This window comes from Aureisphaera sp., from assembly GCF_059726885.1.
Genome location: NZ_AP041051.1, coordinates 2,987,500 through 3,003,477 on the forward strand (window position 1 = coordinate 2,987,500; position 15,978 = coordinate 3,003,477).

The window sequence follows — 15,978 nt, forward strand, 5'->3', positions numbered from 1 at the left end:
CTTTAATTGTAGATATAGTCTGGTTGTGCATCAACCATCCTATAATCCTGTTGTATCTGTTCACTTATTTCAAGTTTCTCGTACAAATCTTTGGTTAGCTCTTCTACATCATATTCGGTAGTTTTTAACTTGCGTGCAATTTTCGTGTTGGTTTTGCCTTCCGAAATATATTGTAATAGTTTTATTTCCAATCCGTCCAGATCATAATGCATAATAAGGTTTTCCAAATACACATCCTCGACGATCTTTTCCGTTTTTTTGCGGGTAGATAATGCTTCCTGTCGTTTTAAGAATATCCTCATTTCCGCTTGACGCAGTTCATTTTCTTCCTTAATGGATTGCATGCGATACATTATTGCATACGTAAGAATCAACATTTCTGCTATAGCGGACGCCTTTATGTGCATCGTCTGGGTAGATAGGAACTCGATTCCCATAGGGGACAATACAAAGAAGTCTACCGAGAACAGCAAGGGGATAAAAGAGGCAATGACAAAGAATTTGGCGTAATTCTTCTTACTAAAGAGATAAACACCTGTAAAGAAATACATCCCCATAATTCCAAATAAAACTGCATTCGCCACCTGGTTAAAGACTTCGTTTCCTGTAGCTAGGGCAAATATGGTAAGCAATCCAGATACGGCCATTAAGGCAATAGCATAATACTTTATTTTGGGTGCAAATTCTTTTAAGGTTAAATATTTATCGGCAAAAAGGACACCTAATACCGTGGCGACCAGCAGTAAAATTGACTCCAAATTGACATTGTTGGGAGTTACATGTATTCCCAAGACAGAAAATAACCCATCACTATTAAATAATAACACTGACATGGAACCTAATGCCGCAGCATAGAACAGATAGGTTTTCTCTTCAAATAGAAAGAAGCACACCAAGTTAAGTAGTACTAACATAAGTGTAAAACCATAGTACATTCCTTGTCTAAATAGGGTATGCCCGCTTGCCATTGAAGTTGAACTTTCAGAAATTTTTTCTTGAACAATACTTGTAGGACTTCCAGATCCGGAAGCTTCAATTTTGTAGGAAAATTCTGAAAAACCAAAAAAATGATCCGAAGGGGCAAACGAGTTACTGAAGTAGTAAAAACCATTTTCCGGACTCAAAATACTTTGATTAATTTGAGGGGCATTTAACCCATTGAATTCGCTACCCATATCAGTCGTGCGTATAGTATTTTCAATACTTTTCGCTGTTACGACTTCTGTATTTACCTTGGTGGTATATACCTTCTTTTTCGCAAAAGTAAGCGTAGATATGGTTAGAAAAAGGAGTAATAAAACTGACCTCATAATAAGTAGGCTTTATAAATTTGGGTTCTCCAATATACATATTTTTTACATTTCAACTAATTTTTATGCACTTTATCGATAAAATACAATCATTAGTGCAATTAACTTGAAAATGGAAATTTGGCATTAAAAAAGAAAAAGACCGTCATTGGACGGTCCTTTTTTCAATGATGTATTTAGGGATGAATCTACAGTTCACCCACCATATCTTCCGGTTTTACCCAGGCATCGAATTCCTCCGCCGTTAGGTACCCTAAATTTATAGCTTCTTCCTTAAGGGTAGTACCATTTTTATGTGCGGTATTTGCGATTTCGGCCGCCTTGTAGTATCCAATTTTTGTATTCAAAGCAGTTACCAACATCAAGGAGTTGTCCAATAATTTCTTAATTACTTCATGATTAGGTTCAATTCCTTGAGCACAGTTTACGTCAAAAGATACACAGGCATCCCCGATAAGCTGGGCTGATTGAAGAATATTGGCCGCCATGACTGGCTTAAATACGTTTAGTTCGTAATGACCCTGCATGCCACCGACACTTATGGCAACATCGTTCCCCATTACTTGTGCACATACCATGGTAAGTGCTTCACATTGGGTCGGGTTTACCTTTCCGGGCATAATGGAAGACCCTGGCTCATTGGCTGGAATAATAATCTCGCCAATTCCACTTCGAGGTCCACTGGCTAACATTCTAATGTCATTTGCTATTTTGTTCAATGATACAGCGAGTTGTTTCAATGCACCGTGTGATTCTACAATGGCGTCATGTGCAGCCAAAGCTTCGAACTTATTTTCGGCACTCACAAAAGGAAGTTCCGTAAACTGGGCAATATACTGCGCTACTTTTGGTGCGTAGCCTTCAGGGGTATTGATGCCAGTTCCTACTGCAGTTCCTCCCAGTGCCAATTCACTTAAGTGAGCAAGTGTATTCTCCAAAGCACGAATACCATGATCCAGCTGAGAGGCATACCCGCCAAATTCTTGTCCTAGGGTAAGTGGAGTAGCATCCATAAGGTGCGTTCTTCCAATTTTCACGCACTTCCTAAACTCCTTGGACTTTGCAACCAATGTGCTGTGCAGTTGTTTTACCCCTGGTATGGTTACCTCTACAATCTTCTTGTAAGCAGCGATATGCATTCCGGTAGGGAAGGTGTCATTAGAAGATTGTGATTTATTCACATCGTCATTGGGTTGCAATGTTTTATCACCCTCTCCAATAACTTTTCCAGCCAATTGATGAGCTCTGTTGGCAATTACTTCATTCACATTCATGTTACTCTGTGTTCCGCTTCCTGTTTGCCATATGACCAAGGGGAACTGATCATCGTGTTTTCCCGCAAGGATTTCATCGCAAACCGCACCAATCAAATCTCTTTTTTCTTCTGCAAGAACACCCAATTCGCAATTAGTGTATGCTGCCGCCTTTTTTAGGTATGCAAACCCATAGACCACTTCTAAAGGCATAGAGGCAGGTGCTCCAATTTTAAAATTGTTTCTGGAGCGCTGTGTCTGTGCACCCCAAAGTTTATCGGCAGGCACTTGTACCTCGCCCATTGTATCCTTTTCTATCCGGTAGCTCATATATATTGGTTTCTGAAATACGATGCAAAATTACGATTTTAACAGGGAAGATGGAAGTAAGAATGACATAGATTACTGGAGTTTTCTGTTCATAACTTATGTAGTTTTTGCAAAGAGATGTTTTAAGATTGATTTTTTCATTTTATCTTTGCAAAAACAAAACAAACAGATCATGTTCGATTTTCAGCAATATTTAGGATTTCTAGCTTTCTTGACCATATTAACCATCGGGTTTTGGTTAATGATTTTCCTAATTTCCTTTATCCCTTATTGGATAGGAGGTGCATTGATCGAGAACATGAAGCTAAAGCGCGAAGCAAAAAGAAAAGCACAAGAAGGGAACTAAGTCCCCCGTCAATAATAAAATAAGAAGGAGATCCCAAATGGGTTCTCCTTTTTTTATGGCTTCCCTTCAAAACCTTCACCATCGAAATCACCACCACCACGACCACCGCGTTGTCGTTGTTTCTTTTGGTTGAATCTATACGTAAAGGCTAAGTTAAATTGTCTTTCACGCCACTGAAACTCACTATCACTGGTAAAGTTTGTGGTTTCCGTAAAGGACATCCGCTTTCTTGAATTGAATAAATCACTTACGTTGAAACCAATGGTAGCGTTGTCATTAATGATATCTTTACTGAATGCAAGACTAATGGAAAGTATTCCTTCGGTTTCCGTTTGCGCATTATTTCTTGGTCCCCTGTAAAATGCATTCGTCTGCCAGTCTATTTTTGCGGGTAACGTCACTTTAGCGCTACCACGGGCAAACCAACTTGTATTTTCGGTTCCGTAGTCTACACCATTAAAACTTCCTTCGGTTTCGAAACGGAAAAAATTGAAACTTCCATTAAATCGAAGCCATTTTAAAGGATTGTACAGAATGGCGGCCTCACCACCAAACCTTTGGTTGGTAGAAAGATTGATGGGTATGGTTCGAATAATAGGTATGCCGTTGGGAGTAAATTGCCCAGTATCTTCCTGAACCCGCTCAAAAGCATCTGTTTCATACTGATAATAAACAGAGGCCGTTAGGGTAAGTTTTCGTCCCCAACGCCTTAAATATCCCAAGTCGAAAGCACTGGAATACGCCGGGTCCAATCCAGGGTTTCCTTGAAATACGTTGGCCTCACTCGATCGTGAAGGGAAGGGGTTCAAGAACCAAAACCGTGGTCGGTTGATTCTTCTGTTATACCCAAAATTCACATTTTCCCGTTCTCCAATTTCATACACCAAATTCAGGGTAGGAAAAAGTCCTATGAAATCCTTATCAAAATTAATATTGAAATCGTCATTGGTCGTCACATCCTCTCCGGTTACTTCACCTTTCAGCACCGTGGATTCCATACGCAATCCTAAAAGGAAGGAAAACTTGCCGAATTTATTTCCATATTGTGAATATAGGGCCTGCACATTTTGGGTAAAATCGAACACGTTACTTAAACTGTCATTTCTCACAAAGGGGCCACCGGTCGTTAGTTGCTCTTCTAGCAGATAATCCGTAAGCGTATTCTCGAATCGACCTCTGTATCCCGCTTCAAATTGTGCATTTTCTCCAATGGGCAGCACGTAATCTGCTTGTACAAGGTATTCCGATTCGTCTTGAACCTGAACAATATTCTCTGAGGGCAATATTTCGAGGGTTGGAAAAGTATTACTTTCTTCAATTAATGATTTTTCGGTCTCATCACCTGTTTCATATTGAAGATCGACGGTAAGTCTATGTCCGTTGGGATTAAAGTCATTTACATAGTTTAAGGACAACTGAAAGTTATCGTCCTCTTCCTCTTCCAATTCAATTCGATCCCTTGAAATAGCAAGTACCTCAGTTGGGTCAAACTCATCCGTAATATTTGTAGTGGTACTTTCATTGTCCCCTAAGCGATAAAAGGCAGATGCTGTAATGGATGATGTTTTGGTTAAAAAATATTCGATCCCTAGATTGGTATTGAATCCTTTTCTGGTACGATCGAACACTCGATCTTCTATAACCAGTGGATTAATGGCATCGTTGAAATACCTGTTTTCGAAATTGGCATTTCCGGGTAAGTCACGATACCGAACCCCTGTGGTATTGAATATATTGAACTTGTCGGTACGTACATTTATATTTCCCGTAGCACTACTACCCAATGGATAGGCAAAACTGGTTTGAATGGATCCGTTTAAACCCAGGGTTTTTTCCTTTCTCAGAATAATATTTAATATCCCAGCCGTTCCCTCTGCATCATAACGTGCGGATGGGGAGGTAATCACTTCAACCCTTTCAATGGCTTCTGCCGGTAATTGGCGTAGTGCATCTGTAGATCCAAATCCAGCAATGGCAGAAGGTCTTCCATTGATCAGGATTCGTACATTTTCATTTCCCCTTAATGCAATGGTCCCATCCACGTCTACCGTAACGGAAGGCACATTGTCCAGCGCGTCACTAACCGTAGCACCACTGGTTGTAAGATCTTTACCGATGGTATATACTTTCTTATCTAGACGAATCTGTACCTCTGTAGTTTCGGCCCGTACCACAACCTCATCCAAACTTTCAGTATCCAATGACATGAGAATATTGGGGAGCTTGGTAGATTGAAAAATTCGCTGGTTTTGCAGGGTTTCCGTCTTGTAGGAAATAAACTCGAACCTAATGGAATAGACACCGGATGGCACTTCCATGGTGTATTTTCCTTTGGCATCGGTGATCGTTCCTGAGACAACCTCACCATTTTTATTTACAACGGCGATGGTTGCAAATTCTAAAGGGTTCTGGGAATCCCTGTCCAAGACATTCCCATAAATCGTTACAGGGGTGGTGCTTCCTCCATTGCCTTGTCCTCGCTGACCGAAAACCATGGTTGTACAAAGGAGCAATACACAAACAGTAATATATTTCATCGGTGGTTTTTCGTTCTTAGACCACGAAAATAGCACGGGGTTTATCCTTAAAATGCCAAGCTTTTGTTAAACTTTTTAAAGGATATTTAAAACGTTTTCTGGTGGGCGGCCCAATACTGCTTTACCGTTTTTTAGAACAATGGGTCTTTCAATGAGTTTGGGGTGTTCTATCATGATCGAAATGATCTGGGAATCAGACAATTCCTTGCCTTTGAATTGTTCTTTCCAGACGGCCTCATTCTTCCGAACGAGTTCTATAGGGGCTATTCCCAATTGTTTAATGATGCTTGAAAGTTCTTTTTCAGAAGGTGTGTCCTCCAAATATAAAATGATTTCAATTTTCTCTCCCTTGCTTTCCAATAGTTGAAGGGTTTCCCTTGATTTTCGGCATCGGGGATTGTGATATATCTTTGTCATTATTCTTTACTCTTTGTTGATTTTCTCTTTTTCGTCCAAAAGTCGATTTCTACCTGAATCAATTCTCCCAGAAAGTTATCCATGGAATCGTGCTGAAATGAAGCACCCACGCCGTACCCTGTTCGATCTATGGCCAACCTAGACGAAAAGCCATATGTATTCTTGCCGTCCTGACCCGTTTTATGGAGAGGTATGGTTAAGGGTTTGGTAATTCCTCTCATTGTAAATTTTCCGTGTACTTCGTAACCATTGTCTTTTATGGCAATACGTTCACTTACGAAGGTGATTTCGGGGAAGTTCTCTGCATCAAAAAAATCGGCCGTCAATAAATGCTCATCCCGTGCTGGTATGCCCGTATCAATACTGTTTACGTCAATGGTAACCACCAAGGAAGATTGTGTAAAATCCTGTTCATTGAGATCGAGCGCCACATCGTACGTATTGAATTTTCCCGTTATCCGGGTAATTCCATTCGAAATAGGTACTGAGAATAGGAGGGTAGAGTGATTCGACTCTACAGCGAGTTGTTTTATTCCTTGCTCTTGACTTACACCTTGCCAGGTGATACACAATATAACTAGAAGAACAAAGGATTTGATAACGGGTAGTTTCATGATCTTACTTTTTTAAATGGTCCAATTCCTTGTGGTAATCGTATTGGAGGTCTTCATGAAGACTCAACATTTTTTTTTCGATTAGGAGCAATTGGCGTTCGTACAAGTTCATCATGGTCCTACTCTGTTTGATGGAAGGAGAGAATGACCTCAGTTTACCGCAGAAGTACAGGAGCAATTCTATTTCCGTTTCCGTATGGTGCGAATAGCGAACGTATTTTTTGGTTTCCCGAAGTATTTTACGGATGCTTTTCTTTACATAATAAAAACTGCTGGTGTTTATCTGCGTAAAACCTTCATCTATGTGCTCTTTAACCGAATCCACATATCCAGCTTCATCCTCACTTTCGAACAGGAGGTAGGTGAGTAGTTCCTTGTTTTCTTTTTTAAAGCGCGCTAATCGCAAGCACAGGGCTTCCAGTTCATCTGAGGATCGGAATTTTAATTCTTTTTTTAACTGGGCAACGCTGGCGGCTTTCAAATTGGACTACTTATACGTATTGGCAATAATTCTATCGGTTTCCTCTAGGGATTTAAACACATCGAAGGTCTTCCCTTGGGTTCTTTGGGCTCCCATGGCATTTCCGTAACGGGCAGCTTTTATATGATCGTTGGGGTCTTTCATAAGGCTAAAGGCAATACCGCCAGCAAATGAATCGCCACAACCTGTAGTGTCTACCACATGCGATACGGGTACAGAAGGCACAAAGTCTTCTTTAAGTTCCCCGTTCTGCAATGTATAGACCATAACCCCTCTGGAGTCCAGGGTAACATACAGTGCCTTTAGTCCATGTTCTAGACAGTGCTTGGCAAAGTTGGGAAGTTCAGATTCTTCGATTTCTTCATTTTCCTTAAGGTCCTTCAAGGCATATTCATTCTGAAACCAACTACAATTGGCTTCTTCCAAATTCATTTTAAGGACATCGATATAAGGAAGCCACAAATCGCGATCTACCCAAAACTTGGTTACCCGTTTGCCTTTTACTGTCAAGGCAGTGGTAGGGCCGTGGGCATCAAAAACAATACTGGCATTCGAGTTTTCTTTGATATAACGAAGTGTTTCCAGTGGAACTTCAAAATCGGTGACGGGTACACATACAAAAACTTCACAGTCTAGATAGTCTTTTACATCATCTGGACCTATGGGCTTCATAAAGGCGGTTTGGGTTTCCTTACGGTTGTTCTGATCCTTAAATTTCAAACGGATCACATCCCCTTGATCTGCCTCAGAAGAAATCGCATGGGTTTTTATATTGGTATAAGGTTCAAAAAGGGAAATGATACCTTCTGAATCTTTTTTACGCACATGGGTAATGGGTATGATTTCGTCATGGTCCTCCATTAAATTGGAAAGGGCAATGGCAGTATGTGTGGCACAGCCGTATTTCTGAATAACTTCCTTATGGTGGGTAATGATATAATCCCTTGGAATGGGACCTAACACAGCTACTTTATGATTCATTCCGAAAAGTACACAAATTATAGCATAACTCCCAACTCTCTTAGACGAACAGCTAGGGTATCTGCAGAGGTGAAATGTATTCCTTTAATTCCGACGGCTTCGCAGCCTTCTATATTCTTCATACTGTCATCTATAAAGACAGATTCTTCGCGATTTATTTGGTAACGGGAAAGGATGAGTTCGTAAATTTCGGGAAAGGGTTTGCGCATGCCTTCATCGCCACTTACCAAGATACCCTCGAACCAATCCAGCCAGGGAAATTTTTCGATCGCTTTGGGCCAGGTTTCACCGCTCCAATTGGTAAGTGCATATACTCGATATTTTGGATTCTCTGTTAGGCTTTTCAAAATTGCCAAGGTGTCCTCATGAGCGTAACCTAGCATTTCTTCCCAGCGGCCATAATACATTTCAATTAGCTCCTTGTATTCGGGGAATAGTGCGATACGGTCCTCGGTTGCTTTGGCCAAGGGATAACCTGCGTCTTGATTCACGTTCCAGTCCCACGCGCAAATATGATTCAGGAACCAGTCCATTTTGGCTCGGTTCCCCCTGAATTCCTTCAAAAAAACGTATTCCGGGCTCCAATCGATCAGTACTCCTCCCAAATCGAAAATAACAGTGGTAATTCCTTTCATGTATTATAAGCGTGTTAGTTTTTGTATGATCTCTTTATGTTCGGGAAACGTATTCAATAGCACTTTCTGTGATGGCATTTGGAAATCACTAAAATCGAATCCCGGTGCCACAGTGCAGCCCACAAGTGAAAATGCACCGCCCTCACTTACTTCGGCACCAAACCAATACCCTCCAGGAACTGTATACTGTGGTACTTCACCCTTTACAAGATCTTTACCTATGCATATTTTTTGATAATCCCCTTCAGGAGAAATAATATGGAGCCATAAGGTCGCTCCGTCATAAAAATGCCATTGCTCGTCCTGAACGATTTTGTGAAAGGCAGAAAAATTGCCTTGTGTTAACAGAAAATAAATGCTCGTGGCATAGTTTCTTTCGCCAGAATATTCATTTCCTAACTCAGATACAGGAATGGTGTTAGGGTTGCGGTAGGTTTCCTTGAAATAACCTCCTTCGGGATGTGGTTGAAGTTGAAGGGTATCAATGATAGTTTGTGTCGAATTCATATTCGAAGATACTAGTTTGGAAACAAACTTCTATCCAATCCTGGGACTATCTTAAGCGCATTTTGGTAGTAAACTTTCTTAAGTACTTCATCTGGTAAGTCAAGTCCATACATGGCCCAAAATGCATGATATTTTTTATGATAAGGAAAGTACTCATCGTCACTTTCCAATACACGGAAATAGGTGGGGAACTCTTCGGGTTTCCAACTGTCCTTGCCAAAAAGGATGCGATCCTGATATTTTATAAAGAAATTCTTGGCCGCTCTAGGTTGCCGCCCCAATTCTGCGATAATGGCACCAATCCCCACATACATATTAGGAATTTCATCCAATAACGTGCCAAGGGTGCCTAGGTCATTGGCATACCAGCCCATATGTGCATTTATGAAGGTAGTATTCGGGTGTTTCCTGAACATATTGTGTTGCTCTGCAATAAGCTGCTCCCATGGAGCCGGATTGTTTGCACCACGTTTTCTCCTAGGGCGCAGTTTCAGCTCTAGCCATCGTTCGTTGTCACCATCAAATTCATCCCAAAATGGTTTAGGGTCCGCGGTGTGGATCAATACAGGAATTCCCAATTCACCACATTTGGCCCAAATGGGATCCAACCTTGGATCGTCTACGGCCACCCTGTTACCATTGGTATCTTTATAGCGCAATCCAAGGCTTTTGTATATCTTCAATCCTCGGGCGCCGTTATTGCAATCTACTTCCAATTGTTTTACCGCACGTTCGGTCCAGCCCTCGCTTCCCACACCGTCAAAATCGATATTGGCGAAAACCACAAAACGATTGGGGTAATTGCTCTTTATATTATCCACACACCTTTCCAAATAGTCTCCCGATCTGCCTGAAAGGTTCACCATGATTTGAAGGTTTAGTGTATCCATGGCCGCCACCACTGGTGTTAAATCCTGATCGGCCATTTGATATTGATGCCCATGAATATCGATAAATGGGTATTTGGCTTTAAGGACAGGAACTCCTTCGACCACCAAAGTAGAGGTGGGGTTATATTCCTCGAAGGTTAAATCTTGGGAAACAATTGTCGAAACTCCCCCAAAAAAGAAGAGCGTTAGAATGAATAGAGATCTCATGAAATGGTTCAGGTTTAGTTTCTAAATGTAACAAGACCTAAACAGTGGCAAAAGTCATTTAGGACAGGTTTAACATAGCACCTTAATTATAGTTCATTGCTGGTTTCCTCTTGTCCTGTCATCATGAGGTAGGCTTTCAGGAATTCGTTGATATCGCCATTTAAAACGGCATCCGTATTTCCAGTTTCGTGAGCGGTACGCACATCTTTTACCAATTTGTAAGGATGAAGCACATAGTTGCGAATCTGTGAGCCCCACTCAATAGCCATTTTGCTATCCTCAATTTCGGCACGCTGTTCCTGTTGTTTTCGCAATTCTATTTCGTACAATTGCGATTTCAACATCTGCATGGCCGTGGCCCTATTGTCGTGTTGGGATCGGGAATTGGAACAGGATATTTGTATGCCCGTGGGCTTGTGAAACAATTGTACCTTGGTTTCCACCTTATTTACATTCTGTCCTCCGGCACCACTGGATCGGGCGGTCGTAATTTCTATATCCGCTGGGTTTATATCCACTTCAATACTATCATCTACCATGGGATAGACATAGACACTCACAAAACTGGTATGGCGTTTTGCATTGCTATCGAAAGGGGAGATACGAACCAATCGGTGCACCCCGTTTTCGCCTTTTAGCCAACCAAAGGCATATTCGCCTTCAATTTCCAATGTCACTGTTTTTATACCAGCGACGTCGCCATCCTGCAAATTCAGTTCTTTTACCTTGAAGCCTTCTTTTTCGGCCCACATAAGGTACATACGCATGAGCATCTGTGCCCAATCGCAGCTTTCGGTACCTCCGGCACCTGCTGTAATTTGAAGAACCGCCGAGAGATCATCACCTTCCTCACTAAGCATGTTTCGGAACTCTAATGCCTCTATGGTTTCGAGTGCCGATTCATAACTGGCCGATAAGGTTTCGGCATCCCCTTCATCTTCCTTGAAGAATTCATACATCACTTCGGTATCATCGGTAAGGGAGATTCCCTTTTCATAATCTTCGACCCATTTTTTCTTGTTGCGCAGTTGGCGCATAAAAGCCTCTGCTTCTTGGGGATTGTTCCAAAAGTTGGGGTCGAAGGTTTTCTCTTCGTCGTTTGCTATTTCTATTCGTTTGCCATCAACGTCAAAGATACCTCCTTAACGCATCCAGGCGATTTCTAAGATCTTTTAAATGATCGGTTGTTATCATGTGATTGAAATTTCACGTAAAATTAGAATTTAAATCTTCAAGCCGAAATTAATTTCAGGATATTTTAGTAGTTTAGGGCATTCCCCGCTACATTAAATCTAACATATGATTACACGTATTCTTATAGGCCTATTATTTTTAGGGACCTACACGGCAGCTGGGCAGTTTTTGGAAGGGAAAAAGCAACTGGACAGTTTTATGGGTTTTTTCAATTTCCACTATGCCGAAGACGAAGGCTCCATCTACTTAGAAGTCCCTTCAGATAAATTAAACAAGGAATTTTTATATGTGCATTCCCTGCGAACTGGACTAGGGTCTAACGATATTGGTTTGGATCGCGGTCAGCTGGGAGGAGAAGCAGTGGTCAAGTTTATAAAAGCAGGTAATAAACTGCTCCTTATGCAACCCAACTTGGACTACAGGGCCATTACCGAAAATGAATTGGAGCGAAAATCCGTAACGGAAGCTTTTGCTACCTCTGTGCTTTATGGGTTCCCAATTAAGGAAACCAAGGAATCCAAATACATAATAGACATTACACCATTTCTTATGGAAGATACGCATGGTGTGGTAAAGCGATTGAAAGGACAAAAGGAGGGGACCTACAAACTGGAAAAGAGCCGTTCGGTCATTTGGATGGAACGTACCAAGGCCTTTCCCAAGAATTGTGAGTTCGAGGCCATGCTCACCTATAAAGGTCAGGCCACAGGACGAAATCTATCTACAGTGGCACCAGAAAACTCATCGGTCTCGGTTATTCAGCATCATAGTTTTGTGGAATTACCGGACGAAAACTACACGCCAAGGGTTTTCGATCCACGGAGTGGCTCGTATCCCATGACCTATATGGATTATAGCACGCCTATCTGGGAACCTATAAAGAAACGCTATATCACAAGGCATCGGTTAGAAAAGAAGAATCCATCGGCTGCGGTTAGTGAAGCAAAAGAACCCATTATCTATTATCTCGATCCAGGGACACCAGAGCCCGTTCGTTCCGCCTTGTTGGAAGGCGCACAGTGGTGGAACCAAGCCTTTGAGGCCATAGGGTATAAAGATGCATTTCAAGTGAAGTTGTTGCCCGAAGGAGCCGATCCCATGGATGTGCGATATAATGTCATACAATGGGTACATAGGTCCACACGTGGTTGGAGCTACGGCGGCAGTGTAACTGACCCAAGAACCGGTGAGATTATAAAAGGACATGTGAGTTTAGGAAGTTTAAGGATACGTCAGGATTTTATGATTGCCCAAGCATTGATGAATAAGCCTTTTAAGGATAATGATGAAAACCATCAGGTTATGTTAGAGATGGCCTTAGCACGTATTCGTCAATTATCTGCCCATGAAGTGGGACACACCATAGGATTTGCACATAATTTTGCGGCCAGTACCAACGATAGGGCGAGTGTTATGGACTATCCCCATCCCCAACTAGAATTAAAGAATGGTACTTTAGACATTACGAATGCATATGATGTAGGCATTGGTGAATGGGACAAGGTTACTGTGGCCTACAGTTATAGCGACACTCCCACCGGCGTAAGTGAAGAGGTGCACCTTAATTCAATTTTGGAAGGTGCCTTTGCCAAGGGATTGCGATATATAACCGATAGTGACGCCAGGGCACATTCCGGGGCACATGGAATAGCACATTTATGGGACAATGGAGAAGATCCTTCCGAAGAGTTGGAACGCGTATTGGAATTGCGCAAAAATGCCATCGATAATTTTTCTAAGGAGAACATACGAACGGGTGAGCCTTATACGGTTTTGGAGGACCTGTTCGTCCCATTGTATTTTTTCCACCGTTATCAAACCGAAGCGGCTGTGAAGGTCATTGGGGGTATGGATTACGATTATTTGGTAAAAGGTTATAATGGTAAGGAACCCAAATACCTTCCCAAGAAGGTTCAGAAAAGGGCACTCAATGCCGTTGTAAGTACTTTGGAAGCCGAAACACTTGCAGTACCCGAAGATAAATTAGCATTGTTCCCACCAAGGGCCATGGGGTATCCTAGGGGGCGAGAATCCTTCAAAAGTAAAACAGGAGTTGCCTTCGATGCCCTGGGTGCCGTGGCAACCAGTTCGAAAATGACCCTGCAATTGCTGCTCAATCCGGAAAGGGCCAATAGGTTAATTCAGCAAAAAGCCCTGGACCAGGACAACATAGGCTTAGTAGATGTTCAGGAAACGCTTGTTAATGAGGTATTCGATACCAATAGCAGAAATGCTTATTTGGACGAAGTACAACGCACCATACAGTTTACGACATTGCAATACCTTATGAATTTAGCCGCAAATTCACGGAGTACAGCTCAAGTGAAAGCAGTTACAATGAAAACCATCAAGGATTTGAAGTCGGATTTGGGAGGCAGTGCGTATGCTACTCAATTGAAAACAGAAATCGATGCCTTTCTAAAGGAACCCTCAAAATTTAAAGTGTTCCCTAGCCCGAAAATTCCAGACGGAAGCCCTATTGGTAGCTGGCAGTGTAGTTGGTTGGGAGATGAAAATGTTTCAACGGAAGGTCAAAAGCCTTAAATTTGCATTCATAGTACACAACCTCACCCCTATGAAAAATATAATAGTACTCTTTTTTGCCCTGTGCTCCTACGGTATGTTAGGTCAAAATGACATGGCCTATGTACAGCAATTGACCGATGAGTTTACCCAAAAACTAAAGGAAAGGGATATTCAGGATTATATGGTTACCCAACATGTGTGTTCGGGTAAAATTGAAATGTTCAAGATAGATGGCAAAATGTGCGTGACCAAAGACACTTATGTGGAATCGTATGTGCTTTGGAAGGAAGATGGTCAGACTTTTCTGAAGAAAATCGATAATTGCGGATTGTTTCATTCTATTCCATTGCAAGATGACACCCTATATGAAACTTATATGGCCAACCGAGGGGAAATGATGAAGGAGAAGGTAGGGAAGTATAAGAGCGAAACCTACGGCAAAATACCTGCAGTGCGGAGAAAGGTACAGCCATGCGGCCGCGTTTTTATGATGGAAGGAACTACGGGTTCGGCAAGGAAGGCATTCAGTTTATTCGATATTAGCAATGAATCTGAAGGAGGGAAGAATTTGAATTATGAATCGAATATGAAATTGAAAATTGTGGAATTCAACGAAATGATTTCAGAAGAAATTACCAAGCATACTTTTAAAAGATTTAAACTCAATTAGAAATAGGTTCCCCAAAAATGATCATAGATTTACGAAGTGATACGGTAACCAAGCCCACACCAGAAATGCTCGAGTTCATGTCCCGGGCCGAAGTGGGTGACGATGTATACAAAGAAGATCCGACGGTAAATGAGCTGGAAGAGCGCCTCGCCAATCTTTTTGGAATGGACGAAGGTTTGTTTTTTCCTTCTGGCAGCATGGCCAATCAAGCCGCCATTAAATTGCACACCCAGCCAGGGGAACAGCTTATTTGCGATAAATGGGCACATGTGTTCAACTATGAGGGAGGAGGAGCCTCTTTCAATAGTGGTGTTTCCTGCAAGCTAATCGATGGGGATCGCGGAATGATCAATGCCGAGCAAGTGGAAAAAGCCATAAATCCTCCAGATTTTTATCACAGTCCATTAACCTCACTCGTGGCCGTGGAGAATACGACCAACAAAGGAGGAGGTGCATGCTATGATTTTGCGGCCTTGGAACGTATAAAAACAGTTTGTGATATTCATGGATTACAATACCATATGGATGGTGCCCGTATAATGAATGCCCTTGTTGCGAATAACGAGGACCCCACCAACTATGGAAGGATCTTCGATACCATCTCTATTTGCTTAAGTAAAGGTTTGGGTGCTCCCTTAGGAACCGTTTTATTGGGAACCAAGGACGCCATGGCCAATGCCATGCGGGTAAGGAAGGTATTGGGTGGTGGTATGCGCCAAGTAGGTTATGTAGCTGCGGCAGGTATTTATGCTTTGGATCATCATATAGAACGTTTGGCAGAAGACCATCAACGTGCCTTGGAAATTGCCTTGGTATTGAAAGGGCAGGATTATATAAAGGAGGTGGAGCGCACAGAAACGAACATTGTCATTTTCTATTTACAAAGCCATATTATAGAGGAGAAGTTCATGAATGACCTTCTTCTGCAAAATATTAAGATAAGCAGTATGGGGCACGGTAAATTGCGAATAGTGACCCATTTGGACTATACACAGCAAATGCATGAATACTTACTGGAAGTCCTCAGTGATTATGAACCATAAAAAAAGCTCCTCGAAAGGAGCTTTTTTTATTCATGTG

The 15,978-nt window shown here is 41.8% G+C and carries 15 protein-coding genes; 4 read left to right on the top strand and 11 right to left on the bottom strand.

Annotated features, from left to right (window positions below):
• Positions 1-2: 2 nt before the first annotated feature.
• Both AC6JAD_RS13290 and fumC read right to left on the bottom strand, forming a co-directional pair.
• The gene (locus AC6JAD_RS13290) at positions 3-1,310 is read right to left on the bottom strand and encodes a 7TM diverse intracellular signaling domain-containing protein (protein WP_461303693.1); all 1,308 of its coding nucleotides are present in this window, start codon (positions 1,308-1,310) and stop codon (positions 3-5) included.
• Between the two features lie 188 nt (positions 1,311-1,498).
• Positions 1,499-2,893 carry a class II fumarate hydratase gene (gene fumC, locus AC6JAD_RS13295; RefSeq protein ID WP_461303694.1) on the bottom strand — a complete coding sequence of 465 codons (1,395 nt, stop codon included), beginning with the start codon at positions 2,891-2,893 and terminating at the stop codon, positions 1,499-1,501.
• A gap of 22 nt (positions 2,894-2,915) precedes the next feature.
• Here fumC and AC6JAD_RS13300 point away from each other — a divergent pair, with 22 nt between their 5' ends.
• Positions 2,916-3,239 carry a hypothetical protein gene (locus AC6JAD_RS13300; RefSeq protein ID WP_461303720.1) on the top strand — a complete coding sequence of 108 codons (324 nt, stop codon included), beginning with the start codon at positions 2,916-2,918 and terminating at the stop codon, positions 3,237-3,239.
• Between the two features lie 53 nt (positions 3,240-3,292).
• Here the strand turns inward: AC6JAD_RS13300 and AC6JAD_RS13305 are convergent, their stop codons facing one another.
• The 9 genes from AC6JAD_RS13305 to prfB all read right to left on the bottom strand — a co-directional run bounded on the left by AC6JAD_RS13305 (position 3,293) and on the right by prfB (position 11,702).
• Entirely contained in the window at positions 3,293-5,776 is a 2,484-nt protein-coding gene (locus AC6JAD_RS13305) for a TonB-dependent receptor (protein ID WP_461303695.1), read from the bottom strand.
• 75 nt (positions 5,777-5,851) lie between these two features.
• Positions 5,852-6,193, bottom strand: a complete 342-nt coding sequence (gene arsC, locus AC6JAD_RS13310) for an arsenate reductase (glutaredoxin) (RefSeq protein WP_461303696.1) — start codon at positions 6,191-6,193, stop codon at positions 5,852-5,854.
• Complete coding sequence (locus tag AC6JAD_RS13315) at positions 6,193-6,807, bottom strand: YceI family protein (protein WP_461303697.1); 615 nt, start codon at positions 6,805-6,807, stop codon at positions 6,193-6,195. Before AC6JAD_RS13315 ends, arsC begins: the two co-directional genes overlap by 1 nt.
• Positions 6,808-6,811: 4 nt before the next feature.
• Positions 6,812-7,288: a hypothetical protein gene (locus AC6JAD_RS13320; protein ID WP_461303698.1), complete on the bottom strand. Its 477-nt coding sequence runs from the start codon at positions 7,286-7,288 to the stop codon at positions 6,812-6,814.
• Positions 7,289-7,294: 6 nt separating this feature from the next.
• Complete coding sequence (locus tag AC6JAD_RS13325) at positions 7,295-8,269, bottom strand: carbohydrate kinase family protein (RefSeq protein WP_461303699.1); 975 nt, start codon at positions 8,267-8,269, stop codon at positions 7,295-7,297.
• Between the two features lie 17 nt (positions 8,270-8,286).
• On the bottom strand, positions 8,287-8,904 hold the full coding sequence (locus tag AC6JAD_RS13330; RefSeq protein WP_461303700.1) for an HAD family hydrolase: 618 nt from the start codon (positions 8,902-8,904) through the stop codon (positions 8,287-8,289).
• A 3-nt stretch (positions 8,905-8,907) separates the two neighbouring features.
• Positions 8,908-9,411 (bottom strand): cupin domain-containing protein, encoded by a 504-nt coding sequence (locus tag AC6JAD_RS13335; RefSeq protein WP_461303701.1) that lies wholly within the window; start codon positions 9,409-9,411, stop codon positions 8,908-8,910.
• A gap of 11 nt (positions 9,412-9,422) precedes the next feature.
• Complete coding sequence (locus tag AC6JAD_RS13340; protein WP_461303702.1) at positions 9,423-10,508, bottom strand: amidohydrolase family protein; 1,086 nt, start codon at positions 10,506-10,508, stop codon at positions 9,423-9,425.
• A gap of 86 nt (positions 10,509-10,594) precedes the next feature.
• A protein-coding gene (gene prfB, locus AC6JAD_RS13345; protein ID WP_461303703.1) for a peptide chain release factor 2 occupies positions 10,595-11,702 on the bottom strand; the annotation gives its coding sequence in 2 pieces (ribosomal slippage) (positions 10,595-11,638 and positions 11,640-11,702; 1,107 coding nt in all).
• Between the two features lie 105 nt (positions 11,703-11,807).
• Here prfB and AC6JAD_RS13350 point away from each other — a divergent pair.
• From AC6JAD_RS13350 to AC6JAD_RS13360, 3 genes are read left to right on the top strand one after another with little or no spacing between them, the layout of a single operon-like run.
• Positions 11,808-14,246 carry a zinc-dependent metalloprotease gene (locus AC6JAD_RS13350; protein WP_461303704.1) on the top strand — a complete coding sequence of 813 codons (2,439 nt, stop codon included), beginning with the start codon at positions 11,808-11,810 and terminating at the stop codon, positions 14,244-14,246.
• 31 nt (positions 14,247-14,277) lie between these two features.
• Positions 14,278-14,898, top strand: coding sequence for a hypothetical protein (locus AC6JAD_RS13355; RefSeq protein ID WP_461303705.1), 621 nt, complete (start codon positions 14,278-14,280; stop codon positions 14,896-14,898).
• Positions 14,899-14,915: 17 nt separating this feature from the next.
• Positions 14,916-15,941, top strand: coding sequence for a threonine aldolase family protein (locus AC6JAD_RS13360; RefSeq protein ID WP_461303706.1), 1,026 nt, complete (start codon positions 14,916-14,918; stop codon positions 15,939-15,941).
• Positions 15,942-15,978: the final 37 nt, after the last annotated feature.

Coding starts and splice junctions, on each gene's coding strand:
- AC6JAD_RS13290 (WP_461303693.1), bottom strand. CDS start 1,310: ATGAGGTCAGTTTTATTACTCCTTTTTCTAACCATATCTACGCTTACT.
- fumC (WP_461303694.1), bottom strand. CDS start 2,893: ATGAGCTACCGGATAGAAAAGGATACAATGGGCGAGGTACAAGTGCCT.
- AC6JAD_RS13300 (WP_461303720.1), top strand. CDS start 2,916: ATGCAAAATTACGATTTTAACAGGGAAGATGGAAGTAAGAATGACATA.
- AC6JAD_RS13305 (WP_461303695.1), bottom strand. CDS start 5,776: ATGAAATATATTACTGTTTGTGTATTGCTCCTTTGTACAACCATGGTT.
- arsC (WP_461303696.1), bottom strand. CDS start 6,193: ATGACAAAGATATATCACAATCCCCGATGCCGAAAATCAAGGGAAACC.
- AC6JAD_RS13315 (WP_461303697.1), bottom strand. CDS start 6,807: ATGAAACTACCCGTTATCAAATCCTTTGTTCTTCTAGTTATATTGTGT.
- AC6JAD_RS13325 (WP_461303699.1), bottom strand. CDS start 8,269: ATGAATCATAAAGTAGCTGTGTTAGGTCCCATTCCAAGGGATTATATC.
- AC6JAD_RS13330 (WP_461303700.1), bottom strand. CDS start 8,904: ATGAAAGGAATTACCACTGTTATTTTCGATTTGGGAGGAGTACTGATC.
- AC6JAD_RS13335 (WP_461303701.1), bottom strand. CDS start 9,411: ATGAATTCGACACAAACTATCATTGATACCCTTCAACTTCAACCACAT.
- AC6JAD_RS13340 (WP_461303702.1), bottom strand. CDS start 10,508: ATGAGATCTCTATTCATTCTAACGCTCTTCTTTTTTGGGGGAGTTTCG.
- AC6JAD_RS13350 (WP_461303704.1), top strand. CDS start 11,808: ATGATTACACGTATTCTTATAGGCCTATTATTTTTAGGGACCTACACG.
- AC6JAD_RS13355 (WP_461303705.1), top strand. CDS start 14,278: ATGAAAAATATAATAGTACTCTTTTTTGCCCTGTGCTCCTACGGTATG.
- AC6JAD_RS13360 (WP_461303706.1), top strand. CDS start 14,916: ATGATCATAGATTTACGAAGTGATACGGTAACCAAGCCCACACCAGAA.